10 protein-coding genes are annotated in these 16255 nt (G+C 61.6%); 7 read left to right on the forward strand and 3 right to left on the reverse strand.

The window, feature by feature from the left end; all coding sequences use genetic code 11:
• Positions 1-2: 2 nt before the first annotated feature.
• Positions 3-494, reverse strand: a complete 492-nt coding sequence (gene purE / locus OC605_RS07695) for a 5-(carboxyamino)imidazole ribonucleotide mutase (RefSeq protein ID WP_007920220.1) — start codon at positions 492-494, stop codon at positions 3-5.
• Between the two features lie 335 nt (positions 495-829).
• Positions 830-1738: a LysR substrate-binding domain-containing protein gene (locus OC605_RS07700; protein ID WP_024014837.1), complete on the reverse strand. Its 909-nt coding sequence runs from the start codon at positions 1736-1738 to the stop codon at positions 830-832.
• Between the two features lie 180 nt (positions 1739-1918).
• On the opposite strand from OC605_RS07700, the gene aspA reads away from it, so the two are divergent.
• The 7 genes from aspA (at position 1919) to OC605_RS07735 (ending at position 14721) form a co-directional block, all read left to right on the forward strand.
• The gene (gene aspA / locus OC605_RS07705; protein WP_016772472.1) at positions 1919-3343 is read left to right on the forward strand and encodes an aspartate ammonia-lyase; all 1425 of its coding nucleotides are present in this window, start codon (positions 1919-1921) and stop codon (positions 3341-3343) included.
• Positions 3344-3900: 557 nt separating this feature from the next.
• Complete coding sequence (locus OC605_RS07710; RefSeq protein ID WP_133335588.1) at positions 3901-5349, forward strand: alanine/glycine:cation symporter family protein; 1449 nt, start codon at positions 3901-3903, stop codon at positions 5347-5349.
• A gap of 109 nt (positions 5350-5458) precedes the next feature.
• A complete protein-coding gene (locus OC605_RS07715) occupies positions 5459-6463 on the forward strand; it encodes an asparaginase (RefSeq protein WP_073470874.1) in 1005 nt (334 codons plus the stop codon).
• 245 nt (positions 6464-6708) lie between these two features.
• On the forward strand, positions 6709-7704 hold the full coding sequence (locus tag OC605_RS07720; protein WP_122612781.1) for an AraC family transcriptional regulator: 996 nt from the start codon (positions 6709-6711) through the stop codon (positions 7702-7704).
• Between the two features lie 155 nt (positions 7705-7859).
• Positions 7860-8885, forward strand: a complete 1026-nt coding sequence (locus OC605_RS07725) for a histone deacetylase family protein (RefSeq protein WP_262136622.1) — start codon at positions 7860-7862, stop codon at positions 8883-8885.
• Positions 8882-9976 (forward strand): polyamine ABC transporter substrate-binding protein, encoded by a 1095-nt coding sequence (locus OC605_RS07730; protein ID WP_262136623.1) that lies wholly within the window; start codon positions 8882-8884, stop codon positions 9974-9976. The genes OC605_RS07725 and OC605_RS07730 overlap by 4 nt, the downstream gene beginning before the upstream one ends.
• Before the next feature lie 140 nt (positions 9977-10116).
• Complete coding sequence (locus OC605_RS07735; protein ID WP_262136624.1) at positions 10117-14721, forward strand: dermonecrotic toxin domain-containing protein; 4605 nt, start codon at positions 10117-10119, stop codon at positions 14719-14721.
• On the opposite strand, the gene OC605_RS07740 is transcribed toward OC605_RS07735, so the two are convergent.
• The gene (locus OC605_RS07740; RefSeq protein WP_262136625.1) at positions 14678-16231 is read right to left on the reverse strand and encodes a PLP-dependent aminotransferase family protein; all 1554 of its coding nucleotides are present in this window, start codon (positions 16229-16231) and stop codon (positions 14678-14680) included. The genes OC605_RS07735 and OC605_RS07740 overlap by 44 nt on opposite strands.
• Positions 16232-16255 lie beyond the last annotated feature (24 nt).

Consider the following 16255-nt stretch of genomic DNA (forward strand, 5'->3'; position numbering starts at 1 on the left):
CCTCAGGCAATACGTGGGTCTGGATTGTCCAGGACGCTGTCTGTCTGCTCGGCACGGAAGGTTTTCAGTACCGCGTGAAATTGCGGGTGCTTGGCGCCGAGGATGCTCGCCGAGAGCAGAGCGGCATTGATTGCGCCGGCCTTGCCGATGGCCAGGGTGGCGACCGGAATGCCGGCCGGCATCTGCACGATCGACAGCAGCGAATCGACGCCCGAGAGCATGGCCGACTGCACCGGCACGCCCAGCACCGGCAGGTGGGTCTTGGCCGCACACATGCCTGGCAAGTGGGCTGCGCCACCGGCACCGGCGATGATCACCTCGATGCCGCGGCTTTCAGCCTCTTCGGCGTACTGGAACAGCAGATCCGGGGTGCGGTGGGCGGAAACCACCTTGACCTCGTACGGGATGCCGAGCTTTTCCAGCATATCGGCGGTGTGGCTAAGGGTGGACCAATCGGACTTGGAGCCCATGATCACGCCAACCAGTGCACTCATCGTCGCGCCTCTTCTCTCTGGAGCGCCCGCAGGCGCGTCATAAAACAACAAGCCACGCAGGTTGCGTGGCTTGATTGTACGAAAAATGGCCGGACGTGCCGGCCGAAGGCCGCGCAGTATACCGCAAAGAAAGCAATAAACAGCCCCCGAAACGACCATCTGTCAAATGAGCGAAACGCCCGGTTTTATTGACCTTGAGGTCAGCGAAAGAACACCGCAAAAATCCCCCTGTGGGAGCGAGCCTGCTCGCGAAAGCGTTGCGTCAGACGATACCTCAGCGCCTGAAACTCCGCATTCGCGAGCAGGCTCGCTCCCACATTCGATCTTCATCAGCTTCAAGCGCTTTGTGCGGCACCGCCTTCAAGCTTGCGCCACAGCAACCGCACGTTGGCCTTGCGTACCAGGGCGCAGCGGTACAGACGAATCTCCAGCGGCACATGCCACTGCGGGCCGCCGCATACCACCAGTTCACCGCGGGCCAGCTCTGCGCGTACGCTCAGTTGCGGCACCCAGGCAATGCCGAGGCCTTCCAGCGCCATGCTTTTCAGGCTGTCGGCCATGGCGGTTTCGTAGATCGTGGTGAAGCGCAACTGGCGCTGGCGCAACAATCCATTCACCGAACGGCCGAGAAACGCCCCGGCGCTGTACGCCAGCAACGGCACGCTGGCCTCGCCTTCCAGATCGAACAGCGGTTTGCCATCCAGATCCGCCGCGCACACCGGCAGCATTTCGGTCTGGCCCAAGTGCAGCGACGGGAAGATTTCCGGGTCCATCTGCATCGCCGAATCCGGGTCGTAGAACGCCAGCATCAGATCGCAGCCACCTTCACGCAAAGCGTGCACGGCGTCGCCAACGTTGGTCGCCACCAGCCGCGTGGCGATGTTCAGTCCTTCGTTACGCAACTGGGCGATCCAGCGCGGAAAAAAGCCCAGCGCCAGCGAGTGTGCCGCCGCCACCTGCATCACCTCGCCCTGCCCGCCTTCCAGATGATGCAGATGGCGCAGCACTTCGCCGAGCTGTTCGACCACGGTGCGCGCGGTCACCAGAAACAACTGCCCCGCCGCCGTCAGTTCGACCGGCGTGCGCGAGCGATTGACCAAGGTCAGCCCCAGCGCCGCTTCGAGGCTGCGGATCCGCCGACTGAACGCCGGCTGGGTCACGAAGCGCCGTTCGGCCGCCTGCGAGAAGCTGCGAGTGGCGGCCAGGGCACTGAAGTCCTCGAGCCATTTGCTTTCCAGATTCATCACGTCCTCCCGGACACGCACCAAAACAGGTCACACGTCTGCCGCACAGACGGCGTCACATGGGCATTATGCCGAATGTGCATAGGGCAGTGCTGAACAGCATTGGCCCAAAAATCCCCACAAGCCTAGCATTCGCAGCGTTCCGGCACAGACCGGGTCCTTATCGAGATGATTTCTATCATGTCCTCCGCTGCATCTTTCCGCACAGAAACCGACCTGCTTGGCGCCCTCGAAGTACCGGCCCATGCGTATTACGGCATCCAGACCCTGCGAGCGGTGAACAACTTCCGCCTCTCGGGCGTTCCGATTTCGCATTACCCGAAACTGGTTGTGGGCCTGGCGATGGTCAAACAGGCCGCCGCTGACGCCAACCGCGAGCTGGGTCACCTGAGCGAAGCCAAGCACGCTGCCATCAGCGAAGCCTGTGCCCGATTGATCCGCGGCGACTACCACGAAGAGTTCGTGGTCGACATGATTCAAGGTGGCGCCGGTACTTCCACCAACATGAACGCCAACGAAGTGATCGCCAACATTGCTCTGGAAGCGATGGGCCACGAGAAAGGCGAATACCAGTACCTGCACCCGAACGACGACGTGAACATGGCGCAGTCGACCAACGACGCCTACCCGACGGCGATCCGTCTGGGTCTGCTGCTCGGTCACGACGCGCTGCTGGCCAGTCTCGACAGCCTGATCCAGGCGTTCGCGGCCAAGGGCAAAGAGTTCGACCACGTCCTGAAAATGGGCCGTACCCAGCTGCAAGACGCCGTGCCGATGACCCTCGGCCAGGAATTTCGCGCGTTCGCCACCACCATGGGCGAAGACCTCGCGCGTCTGAAGACGCTGGCCCCGGAACTGCTGACCGAGGTCAACCTCGGCGGCACCGCGATCGGCACCGGCATCAACGCCGACCCGCGTTATCAGGCACTGGCTGTTCAACGTCTGGCTTTGATCAGCGGCCAACCGCTGGTACCGGCCGCCGACCTGATCGAAGCGACCTCCGACATGGGCGCCTTCGTGCTGTTCTCCGGCATGCTCAAGCGCACCGCGGTCAAGCTGTCGAAGATCTGCAACGACCTGCGCCTGCTGTCCAGCGGCCCACGCACCGGCATCAATGAAATCAACCTGCCGGCGCGTCAGCCAGGCAGCTCGATCATGCCCGGCAAGGTCAACCCGGTGATCCCGGAAGCCGTGAACCAGGTCGCGTTCCAGGTCATCGGTAACGACTTGGCGCTGACCATGGCAGCCGAAGGCGGCCAGCTGCAACTGAACGTGATGGAGCCGCTGATCGCCTTCAAGATCCTCGATTCGATCCGCCTGCTGCAACGTGCCATGGACATGCTGCGCGAGCACTGCATCGTCGGCATCACCGCCAACGAAGCGCGCTGCCGCGAACTGGTCGAGCACTCGATCGGTCTGGTCACCGCACTGAACCCGTACATCGGCTACAAAAACGCCACCCGCATCGCCCGTATCGCTCTAGAAAGCGGCCGCGGCGTGCTGGAACTGGTGCGCGAAGAAGGTCTGCTCGACGAAGCCATGCTCGCCGACATCCTGCGCCCGGAAAACATGATTGCCCCGCGTCTGGTTCCGCTCAAAGCCTGAGCCGACGCGAACTTGTAGCACCGCTCACCAGGTCGAGGGACTAGACACCTCTCACCTTTTGAGGGCTTGGGGATTTTGTCCCCGAGCCCTTTTTTTTAACTGTTTATCCTGAGACCCGAACGTAGAGGACTGAACAATATGCAGGTGAGCCTTTGTGGCGAGGGGATTTATCCCCGTTGGGCTGCGAAGCGGCCCCGATACCAACAATAAGGATGTACCAGAAACACCGCGTGCAATGGTTTACGACTGCTTCGCAGCCGAACGGGGATAAATCCCCTCGCCACAAACGCCAAGTGTTTCAAAGCTTCGTTTCGTCGCTTGCACCACTACCGTGCAGACGGGCGCGCCACTGATCGGTATAGTGCCGCCCCTCTTCGCGTGAGCGGTCGTCGGTAACGAGGCCATAACCCATGCGAAACCCGAACTAATAACAAAACCCGCGATATGGATCCGGGACGAAACCTTCGCCTCACCCGTCGTGCCGCGCGCAGACCGGTGTAACACGATGTTTCTCCGATCCAGCATTTGCACCCACAAAAAACAGCGAGGATAAATCCATGCTCGAAGTCATCAACGACTTCCTCTCAGGGAAAGTACTGATCGTGCTCATTGTCGGGCTCGGTAGCTACTTCACGATTCGCTCGCGTTTCGTTCAACTGCGTCACTTCTTCCACATGTTCGCGGTGTTCCGCGACAGCCTCAAAGGCAGCGCCGGGCAGCTCAGCTCGTTTCAGGCCTTGATGCTCAGCCTCGCCGGCCGCGTCGGTGCAGGCAACATTGCCGGTGTCGGCATCGCCGTGACCCTCGGTGGTCCGGGTGCGGTGTTCTGGATGTGGGTGACCGCGCTGGTCGGTATGTCCAGCAGCTTCTTCGAGTGCACCCTGGCCCAGGTCTACAAGCGCGCCGATGGCGACGGCCTGTACCGTGGTGGCCCGGCGTATTACATCCAGCACGGGCTCAAGCTCAAAGGCATGGCGATAGTCTTCTCCGTTCTGCTGCTGGTCACCTACGGCTTCGCCTTCATCGGCCTGCAGTCCTACACCGTGACCCACTCGCTGCAGAACGCCTTTGACTTCAACCCACAACACACCGGGATCGTCCTCGCGGTGCTGCTGGCCATCACCTTTATCGGCGGGATCAAGCGCATCGCTTCGGTCTCCGACCTGCTGGTACCGATCAAGACCCTGGCCTACATCGGCGTGACCCTGTACGTGATCGGCACCCAGATCGAACACGTACCGGCCATGCTGGAAACCATCTTCAAGAGCGCCTTCGGCCTCGACCCGGCCTTTGCGGGTCTGCTCGGCAGCGCCATTGTCATGGGCGTGAAGCGTGGCGTGTTCGCCAACGAAGCGGGCCTGGGCAGTGCGCCGAACGTCGCCGCTGTGGCCGCCGTCAAGCACCCGGGCGCGCAGGGCGTGGTCCAGGCTTTCAGCGTGTTCCTCGACACCTTCGTGATCTGCACCTGCACCGCGCTGCTGATCCTGCTGTCGGGCTTCTACACCCCGGGCTTCGAAGGTGACGGCATCGTCCTGACCCAGAACTCGCTGGCTGCCGTGGTCGGTGACTGGGGTCGCATGTTCGTCAGCGTCGCGCTGTCACTGTTCGTCTTCACCTGCATCCTCTACAACTACTACCTGGGCGAGAACAGCTTGCAGTTCCTCAGCCGCAACCGCGCCCTGCTGATGCTATTCCGCGGCCTTGTGCTGGCGCTGGTGGTGTGGGGTTCGATGCAGGACCTGACGACGGTATTCGCCTTCGCCGACATCACCATGACCTGTCTGGCCTTCGTCAACCTCGTAGCCCTGGCCATGCTGTTCAAGGTCGGCCTGCGGGTGATGCGCGACTACGATGAGCAGCGTCGCGCCGGCGTCAAACAGCCAGTGTTCGACTCGAGCAAATTCGCCGATCTGGATCTGGATCGCAACGCCTGGCCGGTCAACCCGCCAGCAGCGGCGGGCCAGACTGATACCGCGCCGCAAGGCGTACCTGCAGCGCAACGCTGACAGGTGAATGACGGGCGCATCCCCTGCGCCCGTCAGTTATTGTGATGCAATAACTTGTAGGAGTGAGCCTGCTCGCTCCCACAAGACCCTCATCGTTTCGGAGAATCCTATGAGCTCGTCGACCTATCCCGCCGCTCAACACGTCATGGTGCTCTACACCGGTGGCACCATCGGCATGCAGGCCAGCGCCAACGGGCTGGCCCCGGCGTCCGGTTTCGAAGCGCGGATGCGCGACTACCTGCACAGCCAGCCTGAGCTGGTAGTGCCGCAGTGGCAGTTTCGGGAAATGTCGCCGCTGATCGACAGCGCCAACATGACTCCGGCCTACTGGCAGCAACTGCGCGAAGCGGTGGTCGATGCCGTGGACGTGCAAGGCTGCGACAGCGTGCTGATCCTCCACGGCACCGACACGCTGGCGTACAGCGCGGCGGCGATGAGTTTTCAGTTGCTCGGCCTGCATGCCCGCGTGTGTTTCACCGGCTCGATGTTGCCGGCGGGCGTGACCGACAGCGATGCCTGGGAAAACCTCGGCGGCGCGCTGGTCGCCCTCGGCCAGGGCCTGGCGCCGGGCGTGCATTTGTACTTCCACGGTGAACTGCTGGCGCCGACCCGCTGCGCGAAAGTGCGCAGCTTCGGCCGCCATCCGTTCAAACGCCTGGAGCGTCAGGGCGGTGGTGTGAAGGCGCCGTCGATCCCAGTCGCGCTGAACTACAACCAGCCGAAGCAACTGGCGAAAGTGGCGGTGTTGCCGCTGTTTCCCGGGATCAGTGCCGAGGTTCTCGACGGTCTGCTCGACAGCGGCATTCAAGGTCTGGTGCTGGAATGCTACGGCAGCGGGACCGGGCCGAGCGACAATCCAGAGTTCCTCGCCAGCCTTGGCCGCGCACGGGATAACGGCGTGGTGGTGGTTGCAGTGACGCAATGCCATGAAGGTGGGGTCGAGCTGGATGTCTACGAGGCTGGCAGCCGCTTGCGGGGTGTCGGCGTGTTGTCCGGTGGCGGCATGACGCGCGAGGCGGCGTTCGGCAAGTTGCATGGCTTGCTGGGGGCAGGGCTGGAAACGGCTGAAGTGCGTCGATTGATCGAACTGGATTTGTGTGGTGAGTTGATCTGAGCACGGCGCTGGATTGCCCCTCACCCTAACCCTCTCCCAGAGGGAGAGGGAACTGATCGTAGTGTCCTGCGCTATACACCGACCTGATAAACAGTGTCGATTATGGATTCGGCGGCGGTGTCTCACGTCGGTGTATTTCTGCAATATCCCCCGTTCGGCCCCCTCTCCCTCTGGGAGAGGGCTGGGGTGAGGGCCTGCGGCATGCAACTTGCTGCGTTCCAGCCACCTCCAGGCTGGAAGATCCCATGCTCCACTCCCACCTCACCACCCTCAACGCGGTCTCGCTGATCCTCAACACGTTCAAGGCCGAAGGCCTGTCGAGCGAGGCGCTGCTGGCTGGCAGCGGCATCGTGGCGGCGGATCTGCAGCGTGCCGATACGCGCATCACCACCCATCAAGAGATGCAGGTCTGCACCAACGCAGTCGCGCTCAAACGTGACATCGGCCTTGAGTTGGGCCGGCGCATGCACGTGTCCTGTTACGGCATGCTCGGTTACGCCCTGCTGACCTGTGCCACCTTCGGTGACGCTTTGCGGCTGGCAATCCGTTATCCGGCGCTGTTGGGCACGTTGTTCGAACTGAGCCTGGAAGACGATGGCGAGCAGGTCTGGTTCGTCGCTGCTGATTACCGTGAAAGCGCGGCGATGGCGGTGTTCAACGCCGAATTCTGTCTGGTGTCACTGAAAGTCATCTGCGACGACTTGCTCGGCCATCCGCTGCCGCTGCGCGCCACGCGCTTTGAACATGCAGCGCCGGACTATCGCGCCAGCTACGCCGAGCCTTTCGACTCGCCGCTGCACTTTTCGGCCAAGGACAACGCCTTCGCCTTCGACCGCCACTGGCTCGATCGGCCGCTGCCGCTGGCCGACGCGATCACCCATCAGGCCATGGCCGAACGTTGCCGCAAACAGAATCTGGAGTTCACCGGACGCCAAGCCTGGCTGGGGCGGATTCGGCAGTTGCTCAGCGCACAATTGAATGCCGCGCCGGGACTGGAAGGTCTGGCACAGCAGATGAAGTGCTCACCGCGCACCCTGCGCCGGCATTTGAAAGACATGGGCAGCAGCTATCAGGAACTGCTCGATGAACTGCGCTTCGAACGGGCCAAGCAGATGCTGTGTGAAGACCAGTTGCCGATCTATCGGATCGCCGAGACGCTGGGCTTCAGCGAGACCGCGAGTTTCCGCCATGCGTTTGTGCGCTGGAGTGGCGTGGCGCCGAGTCAGTTCAGACCGCATTGATGTCTGCTCCAGGCATGAGCCTGCATGAACAAGGGGCGAATTGCGGTCAGAGGTTTTGGCCATATCGATCCCCTTTTGGCCGCTCTCGACGTTCTCCGTTTCAAGTTGCGCCGCAACACTGGACGTCACCGAATCAGCCTTGCGGAGAACAACAAATGCTGACGATCTACTCAGACGATCACCACTTGCACCATGGCCGCTGCGAACTCATCGATGGCCAGCTCAAGCCGTGCTTCGAGATGCCGTCGCGTGCCGACCATGTGCTGCAACGCGTGCACAAGCAAAACCTCGGTGCGGTCGAAGCGCCGAAGGATTTCGGCCTGGAGCCGATTGCGCGCATTCACAGCCGCGACTATCTGAAGTTTTTCAAAGGTGCATGGCAGCGCTGGACCGAGTTCAACACTGACGGCGACTTGCTGCCCTACACCTGGCCGGCGCGCACGCTGCGTGCGATCAAACCGACCAGCCTGCATGGCCAGCTCGGTTATTACAGCTTCGACGGCGGCGCGCCGATTACCGCCGGCACTTGGCAAGCAGCCTACAGCGCGGCGCAAGTGGCGCTCACCGCGCAAGCTGAAATCCAGGGTGGCGCACGCGCAGCCTTCGCCCTCTGTCGTCCGCCGGGACATCACGCCGCCAGTGATTTGATGGGCGGATATTGCTACCTCAACAACGCCGCGATAGCCGCGCAGGCCTTCCTCGATCAGGGCCACCAGAAGGTCGCGATCCTCGACGTCGACTACCACCATGGCAACGGCACCCAGTCGATTTTCTACGAACGCAGCGACGTGCTGTTCACTTCGATCCACGGCCATCCAGAAGCGGAGTTTCCATTCTTCCTCGGTTACGACGACGAGCGCGGCGAAGGCGCCGGTGAAGGTTTCAATTTCAACTATCCGCTGCCGGCCGGTTCCGGCTGGGATGTGTGGAGCGCGGCGCTGGATCAGGCCTGCGACGAGATCGACAGTTACGGCGCGGACATCATCGTCGTCTCCCTCGGAGTCGACACGTTCAAGGACGACCCGATCTCGCAGTTCAAACTCGACAGCCCGGACTACCTGGCCATGGGCAAACGCATCGCCGCCCTCGGCAAGCCGACCCTGTTCGTCATGGAAGGCGGCTACGCGGTGGAAGAAATCGGCATCAACGCGGTGAACGTGCTGGAAGGTTTTGAACAATGAAAAAGCCACTGATCGCCTCGGCGCTGTGCGCGACCCTGCTGAGCGCTGGCGCCCACGCCGAAGAACGCACGCTGCGCGTCTATAACTGGTTCGACTACATCACGCCCAAGGCGCTGGACGACTTCAAGGCACAGAACAGCCAGACCAAACTGATCTACGACATCTTCGACACCAACGAAGCGCTCGAGGCCAAGCTGCTCACCGGCAACTCCGGCTATGACGTGGTGGTGCCGTCCAACGTGTTCCTCGCCAAGCAGATCGAAGCCGGGGTGTTCCAGCCGCTGGATCGCAGCAAACTGCCGAACTGGAATCACCTCGATCCGAAACTGATGAAGCTGATCGAAGCCAATGATCCGGGAAACAAGTTCGCCGTGCCGTACATGTACGGCACCATCCTGATTGGTTTCAACCCGGCCAAGATCAAGGCAGCCCTGGGCGACAACGCGCCCGTGGACAGTTGGGACCTGATCTTCAAAGAGGAAAACATCAGCAAGCTCAAGCAGTGCGGCGTCGCCCTGCTCGACTCGCCGTCGGAGATTCTGCCGCTGGCTCTGCAACACCTCGGTCTCGACCCCAACAGCAAGAATCCGGCGGATTACGCCAAGGCCGAAGCGCTGCTGATGAAGATCCGCCCTTACGTGACGTACTTCCATTCCTCCAAGTACATGGCTGACATTGCCAACGGCGACATCTGCGTGGCCGTCGGTTATTCCGGCAGCTTCTCGCAAGCGGCCAACCGCGCCAAGGAAGCGAAAAACGGCGTGGTGGTCGATATGCGCTTGCCCAACGAAGGCGCGCCGATCTGGTTCGACATGCTCGCGATTCCCAAAGGCGCGAAGAACACCGAGGACGCCTACACCTTCATCAACTACCTGCTGCAACCGGCGGTGATTGCCCCGGTCAGCGATTTTGTCGGTTATCCAAACCCGAACAAGGACGCCACCGGCCTGGTCGATCCGGCGATCCGCAACAACCCGAACCTGTACCCGACCGACGCGGCAATGAGCACGCTCTACACCTTGCAACCGCTGCCGCGGGATGCCGAACGGGCGCGCACGCGGGCCTGGACCAAAATCAAATCCGGGACCTGACACCCGCCCCTTGCACGGAGACCCGCACATGCGGGTCTTTTTTTGCCTGACAGATCTATGTACCGCACGCCCAAGCGGCGCGCCTTTTACCTTGCGCTGATCCGTCGCCCTTCCGGCGCGCCGACAGAGCAGGAATCGCCATGCCCGAAATCCCTAAAGCCAGTGCCGTCGATATCGTCACCCAACTGGTCACCGGCCCTTCGCTTCGCGAAGTCGCTACGAAAACGCTGCGCCAGTCCCTCAGAACCCTGTATCCGAACCTGGACATTGACCCGCGCCTGACCATGGTCGTGCAGCCTGCGTGGATCATCGAGGGCGAGGAAGTCGTCTCCGGTCGCCCGAAGGTCGAATCGCTGACCGATGCACTGGTGCGTCTGGGTCTGTCCGGCACGACCGTGACGTACCTTGATGGTGAAGATTATCTGACCCAGCAACCCGGTTGGCCGGCAGCCGTGAAACTGCCGGTGCGGATCGATGCCATCGGGTTGCTGCTCAATGAACTGGCACCGCTACTGTTCATTGCTTACAAGGAACAGCACGTTGATTACTGGGACGAGTTCACCTATCCCGGGCAGCCGCGCTGGCAACAGCTGTCGCAAGCGTTGCGCAACTTGTGGCAGCCGGATTCAAGCCTTGGCTGGGACGCCGATCAGATCGCCATGGCTCTGGCGGTGTACACCGAACCCGATCCGCAACAGCGGCTGGCGCCCGCCCCATATGCGGTCCGAGCATGCCTGATTGATCTTGACCGGGGAGACGGCGATCAGCGGGAGCACTGTGCCCTGCTCGACACAGCGGTCCTGATCGGCACGGTTGCACAGCGCACGCTGATCCTCACCTACGCCGTGACCCAGGGTTTTCAGCACTTCGACTCGCTGCAAGAGCTCGGCGCAGATCTGCTGCAACGTTTCGGTTCAACTACAGCGGGCGAAGACCTCAAATGGCGACTGGTCGAACCGCAGGGCAATTTCTTCGACCATCAGGCCTGCGCCCTGATTTCACTGGAGGCCGACGCTCTGGGCGAGATCAGTTTTTTCCAGGATTCGCCGCTCAACCGGTTCTATCCGCATACCGGCACGGCCGGCAAACCCGCGCAACCGCCAGCGCGCCTGGAACCACACTTCGAACGTCTGCGTCCGATGCTGCCGGACTGGCTGAACGACGCTTTGCCCATGGACCAGACCCGCTACAGCCGACACCTGCTGAACCTGACAACGGTGCATCACGAAAACCACGGCAAGTCCTTTCAGGATGAGGTCGTCAGCCTGCAGACCTTCACCCGTAACGCCCTCAAGCAGCAGCTGCTCAAGGAACAGCCAGGCGCGAAAGACATCAAGATCGATGACATTGAAATCACCATCACCAGCCTGGTGGTCTGGGGCACGTTCGTGTTGCCGGGTCACACTCAGACGCAAACCCTGACCCTGCTGGAACTGGCCTTGCAAAACCTCGCAGGACTGCCACTGGGCAACAAGACCGTGCGCTACAAGAGCGGCGGCGCCTTGCCCGACTGGATGACGGTGGCCTGCCTGGAAAAGCTGGTCAGCACTGTCGACATTGGCAAGACCTACCCGGCGCACTTGAAGGCGCTGCTGATCGACGACGCAGAACAAGCATCGGCGCTGCAAACGCTGTACACCAGCCAGCTGCGCATCGAGCTGCCGCTGCTGGCGTTGCAACACAAGATTCAGCACAAGGCCGGCATTGATGAAACGGGTTATCGATACGTAGTGGCAGCACTGGCCACGACGGATGCGGAACGCCATGTCGACGGCGAGGAAATCGTCATTCGGCCGTTGGCGTTCATTGCTCGTCGCAGCAGCTCGACCGCTGACCGCGTCGCCAACATGTACGTCATCGGTCCGCGCGAAGCGAACAAAGGGCCATGCGTGCTCTATCGCCCGTTGTTCGACATGGCACTGCTGCAATATCCGGGGCACGCCAATCTGCTCTATGCGATCCAGCACTCGCGGCATTTGCGCGACTCGGTATTGGCCTGGCTGCCGGACGACGTACGCTTCAATTACAGCCAGTTCGTCTTTACCGCGAGGCTGCCGTCGGTGTGGACGATCCCGCAATTACTAGTCAATCCCACCACCGCGCTCGATATGTCCGGCCCCGTCGAGCTGGGCACTGAGGTGATAGCCCGCGATGTACCGGCGACGTTGCATGAAAACAACGTACAGGCCCTCATTACGCAGGCCGACCGGCAATCGGTCTCCGATGCCGAGGCTCGCTGGGCAACGCTCAAACAGGGTGGCTGGTTGATGCTCAACGCCGCCCTGCCATTCCTGGGCCGCAGCGTCGGCGCGGCAGCGTGGATCTGGCAGATCATGGACGACTTGCAGGAAGTCACCGACGTGGCCAATGAATCGTCCGGCAAGATCGCCTGGACCGCGATTGCCGACATCCTTCTCGCGTTGGGCATGGTCCTGGCGCACCGTGCGGCGGTCAGCGCCGCACCGGAATTGAAATCCATCGCTGCGATAGAGGAACCAACGACCACGGTGAATCCCGTCGGCAAGGTTGTCAAAGCGTTGCGCCTGCCAGACCTGGCCAGCGGCGAGTTGCCCAGCGCCCACACCACGTCCATCGACATCGTCACCGCACTGAAACGTTCCCCGGCAGCGCTTGCCGCGCTTCTCGACGCGTTCAAGGTCGACAAACCCAAAGGCCTGGGCGCAGCCGCCCGCGAAGGTGCGCATCGAGGCCTGTATGAACTCCAGAAAAAATGGTTCGCACAGGTTGGCGAGCGGTGGTTCGAAGTCACGCGCAATGAGCAGGGTCAGGTACAGATCATCGATTCAGGCCGGCAACCACAACGTGCCGGCCCGACACTGGCGCGTACCGCCGGCGGTGAATGGGTCATAGATCTGCGTCTGCGCCTGCGTGCTGGTGGCCTGGAGAGCGTTCGCCGGGTAGCGCGAGGAAGCCGGGAGAAAGATGCGAAAGCTTTATACGACAAAAACATCGTGTTCGAAAAAATCCTGCCGACCAGGCAAACCCGTCTCGAAGCGGATCGCACCGCTCTGCGCGAAGCGTCCTCACAAGATCAGGTAGAGGCTCGCAGGCGTTATATCGACACCCTGGAAGCGCAACACAAGGAATACGCAGCCAACATCCAGTTGATCAAGGAGCTCAATCTCAAGGAGCCCATTCCCAACTATCGCACCGTGATGAGCGAGCGCCTGCAGATGCAGCTGCTCATTGGGCATGAGTGGCTTGAGCAGCATTCAACGGATTTTCAGCGGCGCGTCCTGGCGATGCAGACCATGGCCGGCGTCGACACCGGATCAGGATCAGATGCATCTGTTCGGCCTTACCTGGAAATGTCTGATATCACCGAAGGCATCATCGAAAAAATGGAGGCGGCACAGAGCTGCTTCAATGACATGACCCTGTTGGGAAAAGAAGCCGTCGAGGCAATGCGCGACTATAAGGACGCCTGGCCGGATTACTCGGTGACCGAGCTCAAGCAATTGCAGATCAGTCTGGGTCAGGAAGTCTGCATCAAGCCCGGCGACACCCAGCTCCACACGGACGCCTATCATGCACTGGCCAACGTGATCGCCGATGCCGCGCTCAATATCCAGAGTTCGCTTGACCTGAGCGCTGATGAAAGCCTGAGCAATCTGCGAGATCGCATCGACGCCCTGAGTAACGTCAGCGAACAGTTCTCCGCCGTCGACCGGCGCTTCGATGATCTGCTCATCGAGTACCCTGAACACATTTACCTGGACCGACTCAAGCGAGTGCAGACGCGCGTGCTCGCGTTCAAGGCCAGCGCTGACAGCAAACTGGCCGAGCTGCTGCGCTACCGGCATCTGCTGGTGCCGCAGGCCGGCTCGTCGCGACCCTCGGCGTCATCCTCGAATCGACGGATCATTCAGACCCGATCAAGGGGGACGCTGGTTGGCGAACGAAAAAAGAGTCTCGACGGACATGACACCGATCTGATCGAAGTACGCTCCAGCCTGACAGGCGTCATCGCTACGTTCGAAGAGCAAACCCCCGGTCTCTGGGTGGAGCAACGCACGGCGCCAGCGACACCGCCGACAGTCGCGGTCAGCCTGAGTAACGCCGTAACCGAAGGTCAGGCGCTGATTGACGGTCTGGCCGCATTTCACCGGCGCATCGAGGCGCGCCTCAAACGTGGCTCGCGGATTCCCGTGGAGGTCGAAGAGGAATATCACAACCAGGCCGCGCTGCTGCGCAAAGCCAATGCCGCGATCGATGAGGCGCTGACCGCCAGCAACCTCACCGCCAGCCTGCGTGAACCCTCTGAAACGCTCAACCACGCGCTCGACAAAGCGGCAAAGACGCTGGAGGAAAAAGGCACCAGCACGCGTATCCGGCTGGTCAAGCAGCAACCGCCGACGGCGGCCGGGGTCCAGTGGCTCAAGGACAAGGGGGAAGTGAAGATCTCCAAAATCCTGACCCGACGTCGTCTGCGCCGCCATGAGCATGACTTTCTCGACGAATATGAGGTTCGTGATGCTCACACCGCCAAGGTCCTTTGCTACGCGCACTTCCACTACAGCAGCGTCGGCGCCGCCCTTGGAGCCTTCGTGCGCGGACACATGAAAACAGTCGCTCAACAACGAATGGGTGGCGCTTACGCGCCGGGTCTTCTGGATAATCAGGCGCTGATCCAGATCCATCGCAGCGAGATTTCCAGTCGCTCGGCCGAGGCACTGTTCTTCACTCCCGCCACGCCTGTCGCAACCGCGTCAGCGCCGTTCTGATCGCAGGCTCCGGCACGGCGGCAAAACCCAGCACCAGTCCCGCGCGCTGATCCATGGCCGTGGACGAATCCGGTAGCCAGTAACTGCTCAAGCCGTTGATCTCGACATCGACATCAGCGGCTTGCGCGATCAGTTGTTGCTCGCGCTCGATGCTGTCGACCGGCACGGTCAGGTGCAACCCGGCAGACACGGCAGGCAGCCGGCCGACACCGGCGATCACAGTCGGCCAGCCTTCGAGCAGGCAATTGCGCCGACTCAGTGCCGCCCGACGCATGCGGCGGATATGCCGCTGGAAATGCCCGGCGGCCATGAATTCGGCCATCACCGCTTGCGTGCTGACTTCCGAATGCCGCACATCGACGGCGCGGCGTTGCGCGAACGCGTCGACCAGCGCGGGCGGCAGCACCAGATAACCCAGGCGCAACGCCGGAAAAGCGACTTTGCCAAACGTGCCGACGTAGAGCACACGCCCCTGACGATCAAGTGCCGCTAACGGCGCCAGCGGTGCGCCGGTGTAGCGGTACTCGCCATCGTAATCATCCTCGACGATCCAGCCGCCGACACGCTCGGCCCAGGCGAGCAACTCCAGACGCCGGGCCAGGGTCATCACCACGCCGGTCGGGTACTGATGGGACGGCGTGACGTAAGCAACCCGACAATCGCTGAGCTGAGCCATGGCGCTGCAATCGATGCCGTCGCTGTCCACCGCCACCCCATGCAATTTCGCCCCCGCTACAGCGAAGGCATGTCCGGCGGCGCGATAGCCCGGATTCTCGATCGCCACGCCGTCCCCAGGCTCGACCAGCAGCTGTGCACAAAGGCTGATGCCCTGCTGCGCGCCACTGGTGATCACAATTTGCTCAGCCGTGCACTGCATGCCGCGCGAACTGCGCAAATACGCAGCAATCATGCCGCGCAGCCGCGCGTCCCCGGCCGGGTCGCCGTAACACAGCTGCTGTAGATCCGGTTTACGCCAGAAAGCCGCGTTGAGCTTGGCCCAGACCTCGAACGGAAACAGATCGAATGCCGGCACACCCACCCGAAAAGCCCGCGGCGGACCGCTCGGTGGTCGCGGCAAATGATGCTTTTCAATGCGGGAAAATCCGTCACTGTGGATAACTTTGCTGGATGGATTCACAGGTAAATCCAGCCAGTTTGTGGATAAGGCTGTGGGTAAGCCTGTTGACAAGCCTGTGGATGAATTTGTGGATAGTTTTTTCTCAGGCGTGGATGCGTGAGCCAATTGCGCCACGTAAGTACCGTCGCCCACGCGCCCTTCGATAAAGCCCTCGGCATACAACTGATCGTAAGCGCGCACCACGCTGTTGCGGGAAATGCCCAGCGCCGAGGCCAGATCTCGGCTGGCCGGCAATCGCGTGCCACTGGCCAGACGCCCATCCAGCACCCGCAGGCGCAAAGACTGATAGAGCTGGCGACTCAGACCTTGGCGGCGATCAAGCTCGATACCGGCCGGATTGAAAGGCATCGACAAGGGTGGCAAATCAGGCATGGCGAATGGACCTATGAAATGACT

Source organism: Pseudomonas sp. Marseille-Q5117, assembly GCF_946901175.1.
In the GTDB taxonomy this organism is placed as follows: Bacteria; Pseudomonadota; Gammaproteobacteria; order Pseudomonadales; family Pseudomonadaceae; genus Aquipseudomonas; species Aquipseudomonas iranensis.

Bases quoted from the DNA above. Each gene is read 5' to 3' on its own strand.
- aspA (WP_016772472.1), top strand. From the start codon at position 1,919: ATGTCCTCCGCTGCATCTTTCCGCACAGAAACCGACCTGCTTGGCGCC.
- purE (WP_007920220.1), bottom strand. From the start codon at position 494: ATGAGTGCACTGGTTGGCGTGATCATGGGCTCCAAGTCCGATTGGTCC.
- OC605_RS07710 (WP_133335588.1), top strand. From the start codon at position 3,901: ATGCTCGAAGTCATCAACGACTTCCTCTCAGGGAAAGTACTGATCGTG.
- OC605_RS07735 (WP_262136624.1), top strand. From the start codon at position 10,117: ATGCCCGAAATCCCTAAAGCCAGTGCCGTCGATATCGTCACCCAACTG.
- OC605_RS07725 (WP_262136622.1), top strand. From the start codon at position 7,860: ATGCTGACGATCTACTCAGACGATCACCACTTGCACCATGGCCGCTGC.
- OC605_RS07715 (WP_073470874.1), top strand. From the start codon at position 5,459: ATGAGCTCGTCGACCTATCCCGCCGCTCAACACGTCATGGTGCTCTAC.
- OC605_RS07720 (WP_122612781.1), top strand. From the start codon at position 6,709: ATGCTCCACTCCCACCTCACCACCCTCAACGCGGTCTCGCTGATCCTC.
- OC605_RS07730 (WP_262136623.1), top strand. From the start codon at position 8,882: ATGAAAAAGCCACTGATCGCCTCGGCGCTGTGCGCGACCCTGCTGAGC.
- OC605_RS07700 (WP_024014837.1), bottom strand. From the start codon at position 1,738: ATGAATCTGGAAAGCAAATGGCTCGAGGACTTCAGTGCCCTGGCCGCC.
- OC605_RS07740 (WP_262136625.1), bottom strand. From the start codon at position 16,231: ATGCCTGATTTGCCACCCTTGTCGATGCCTTTCAATCCGGCCGGTATC.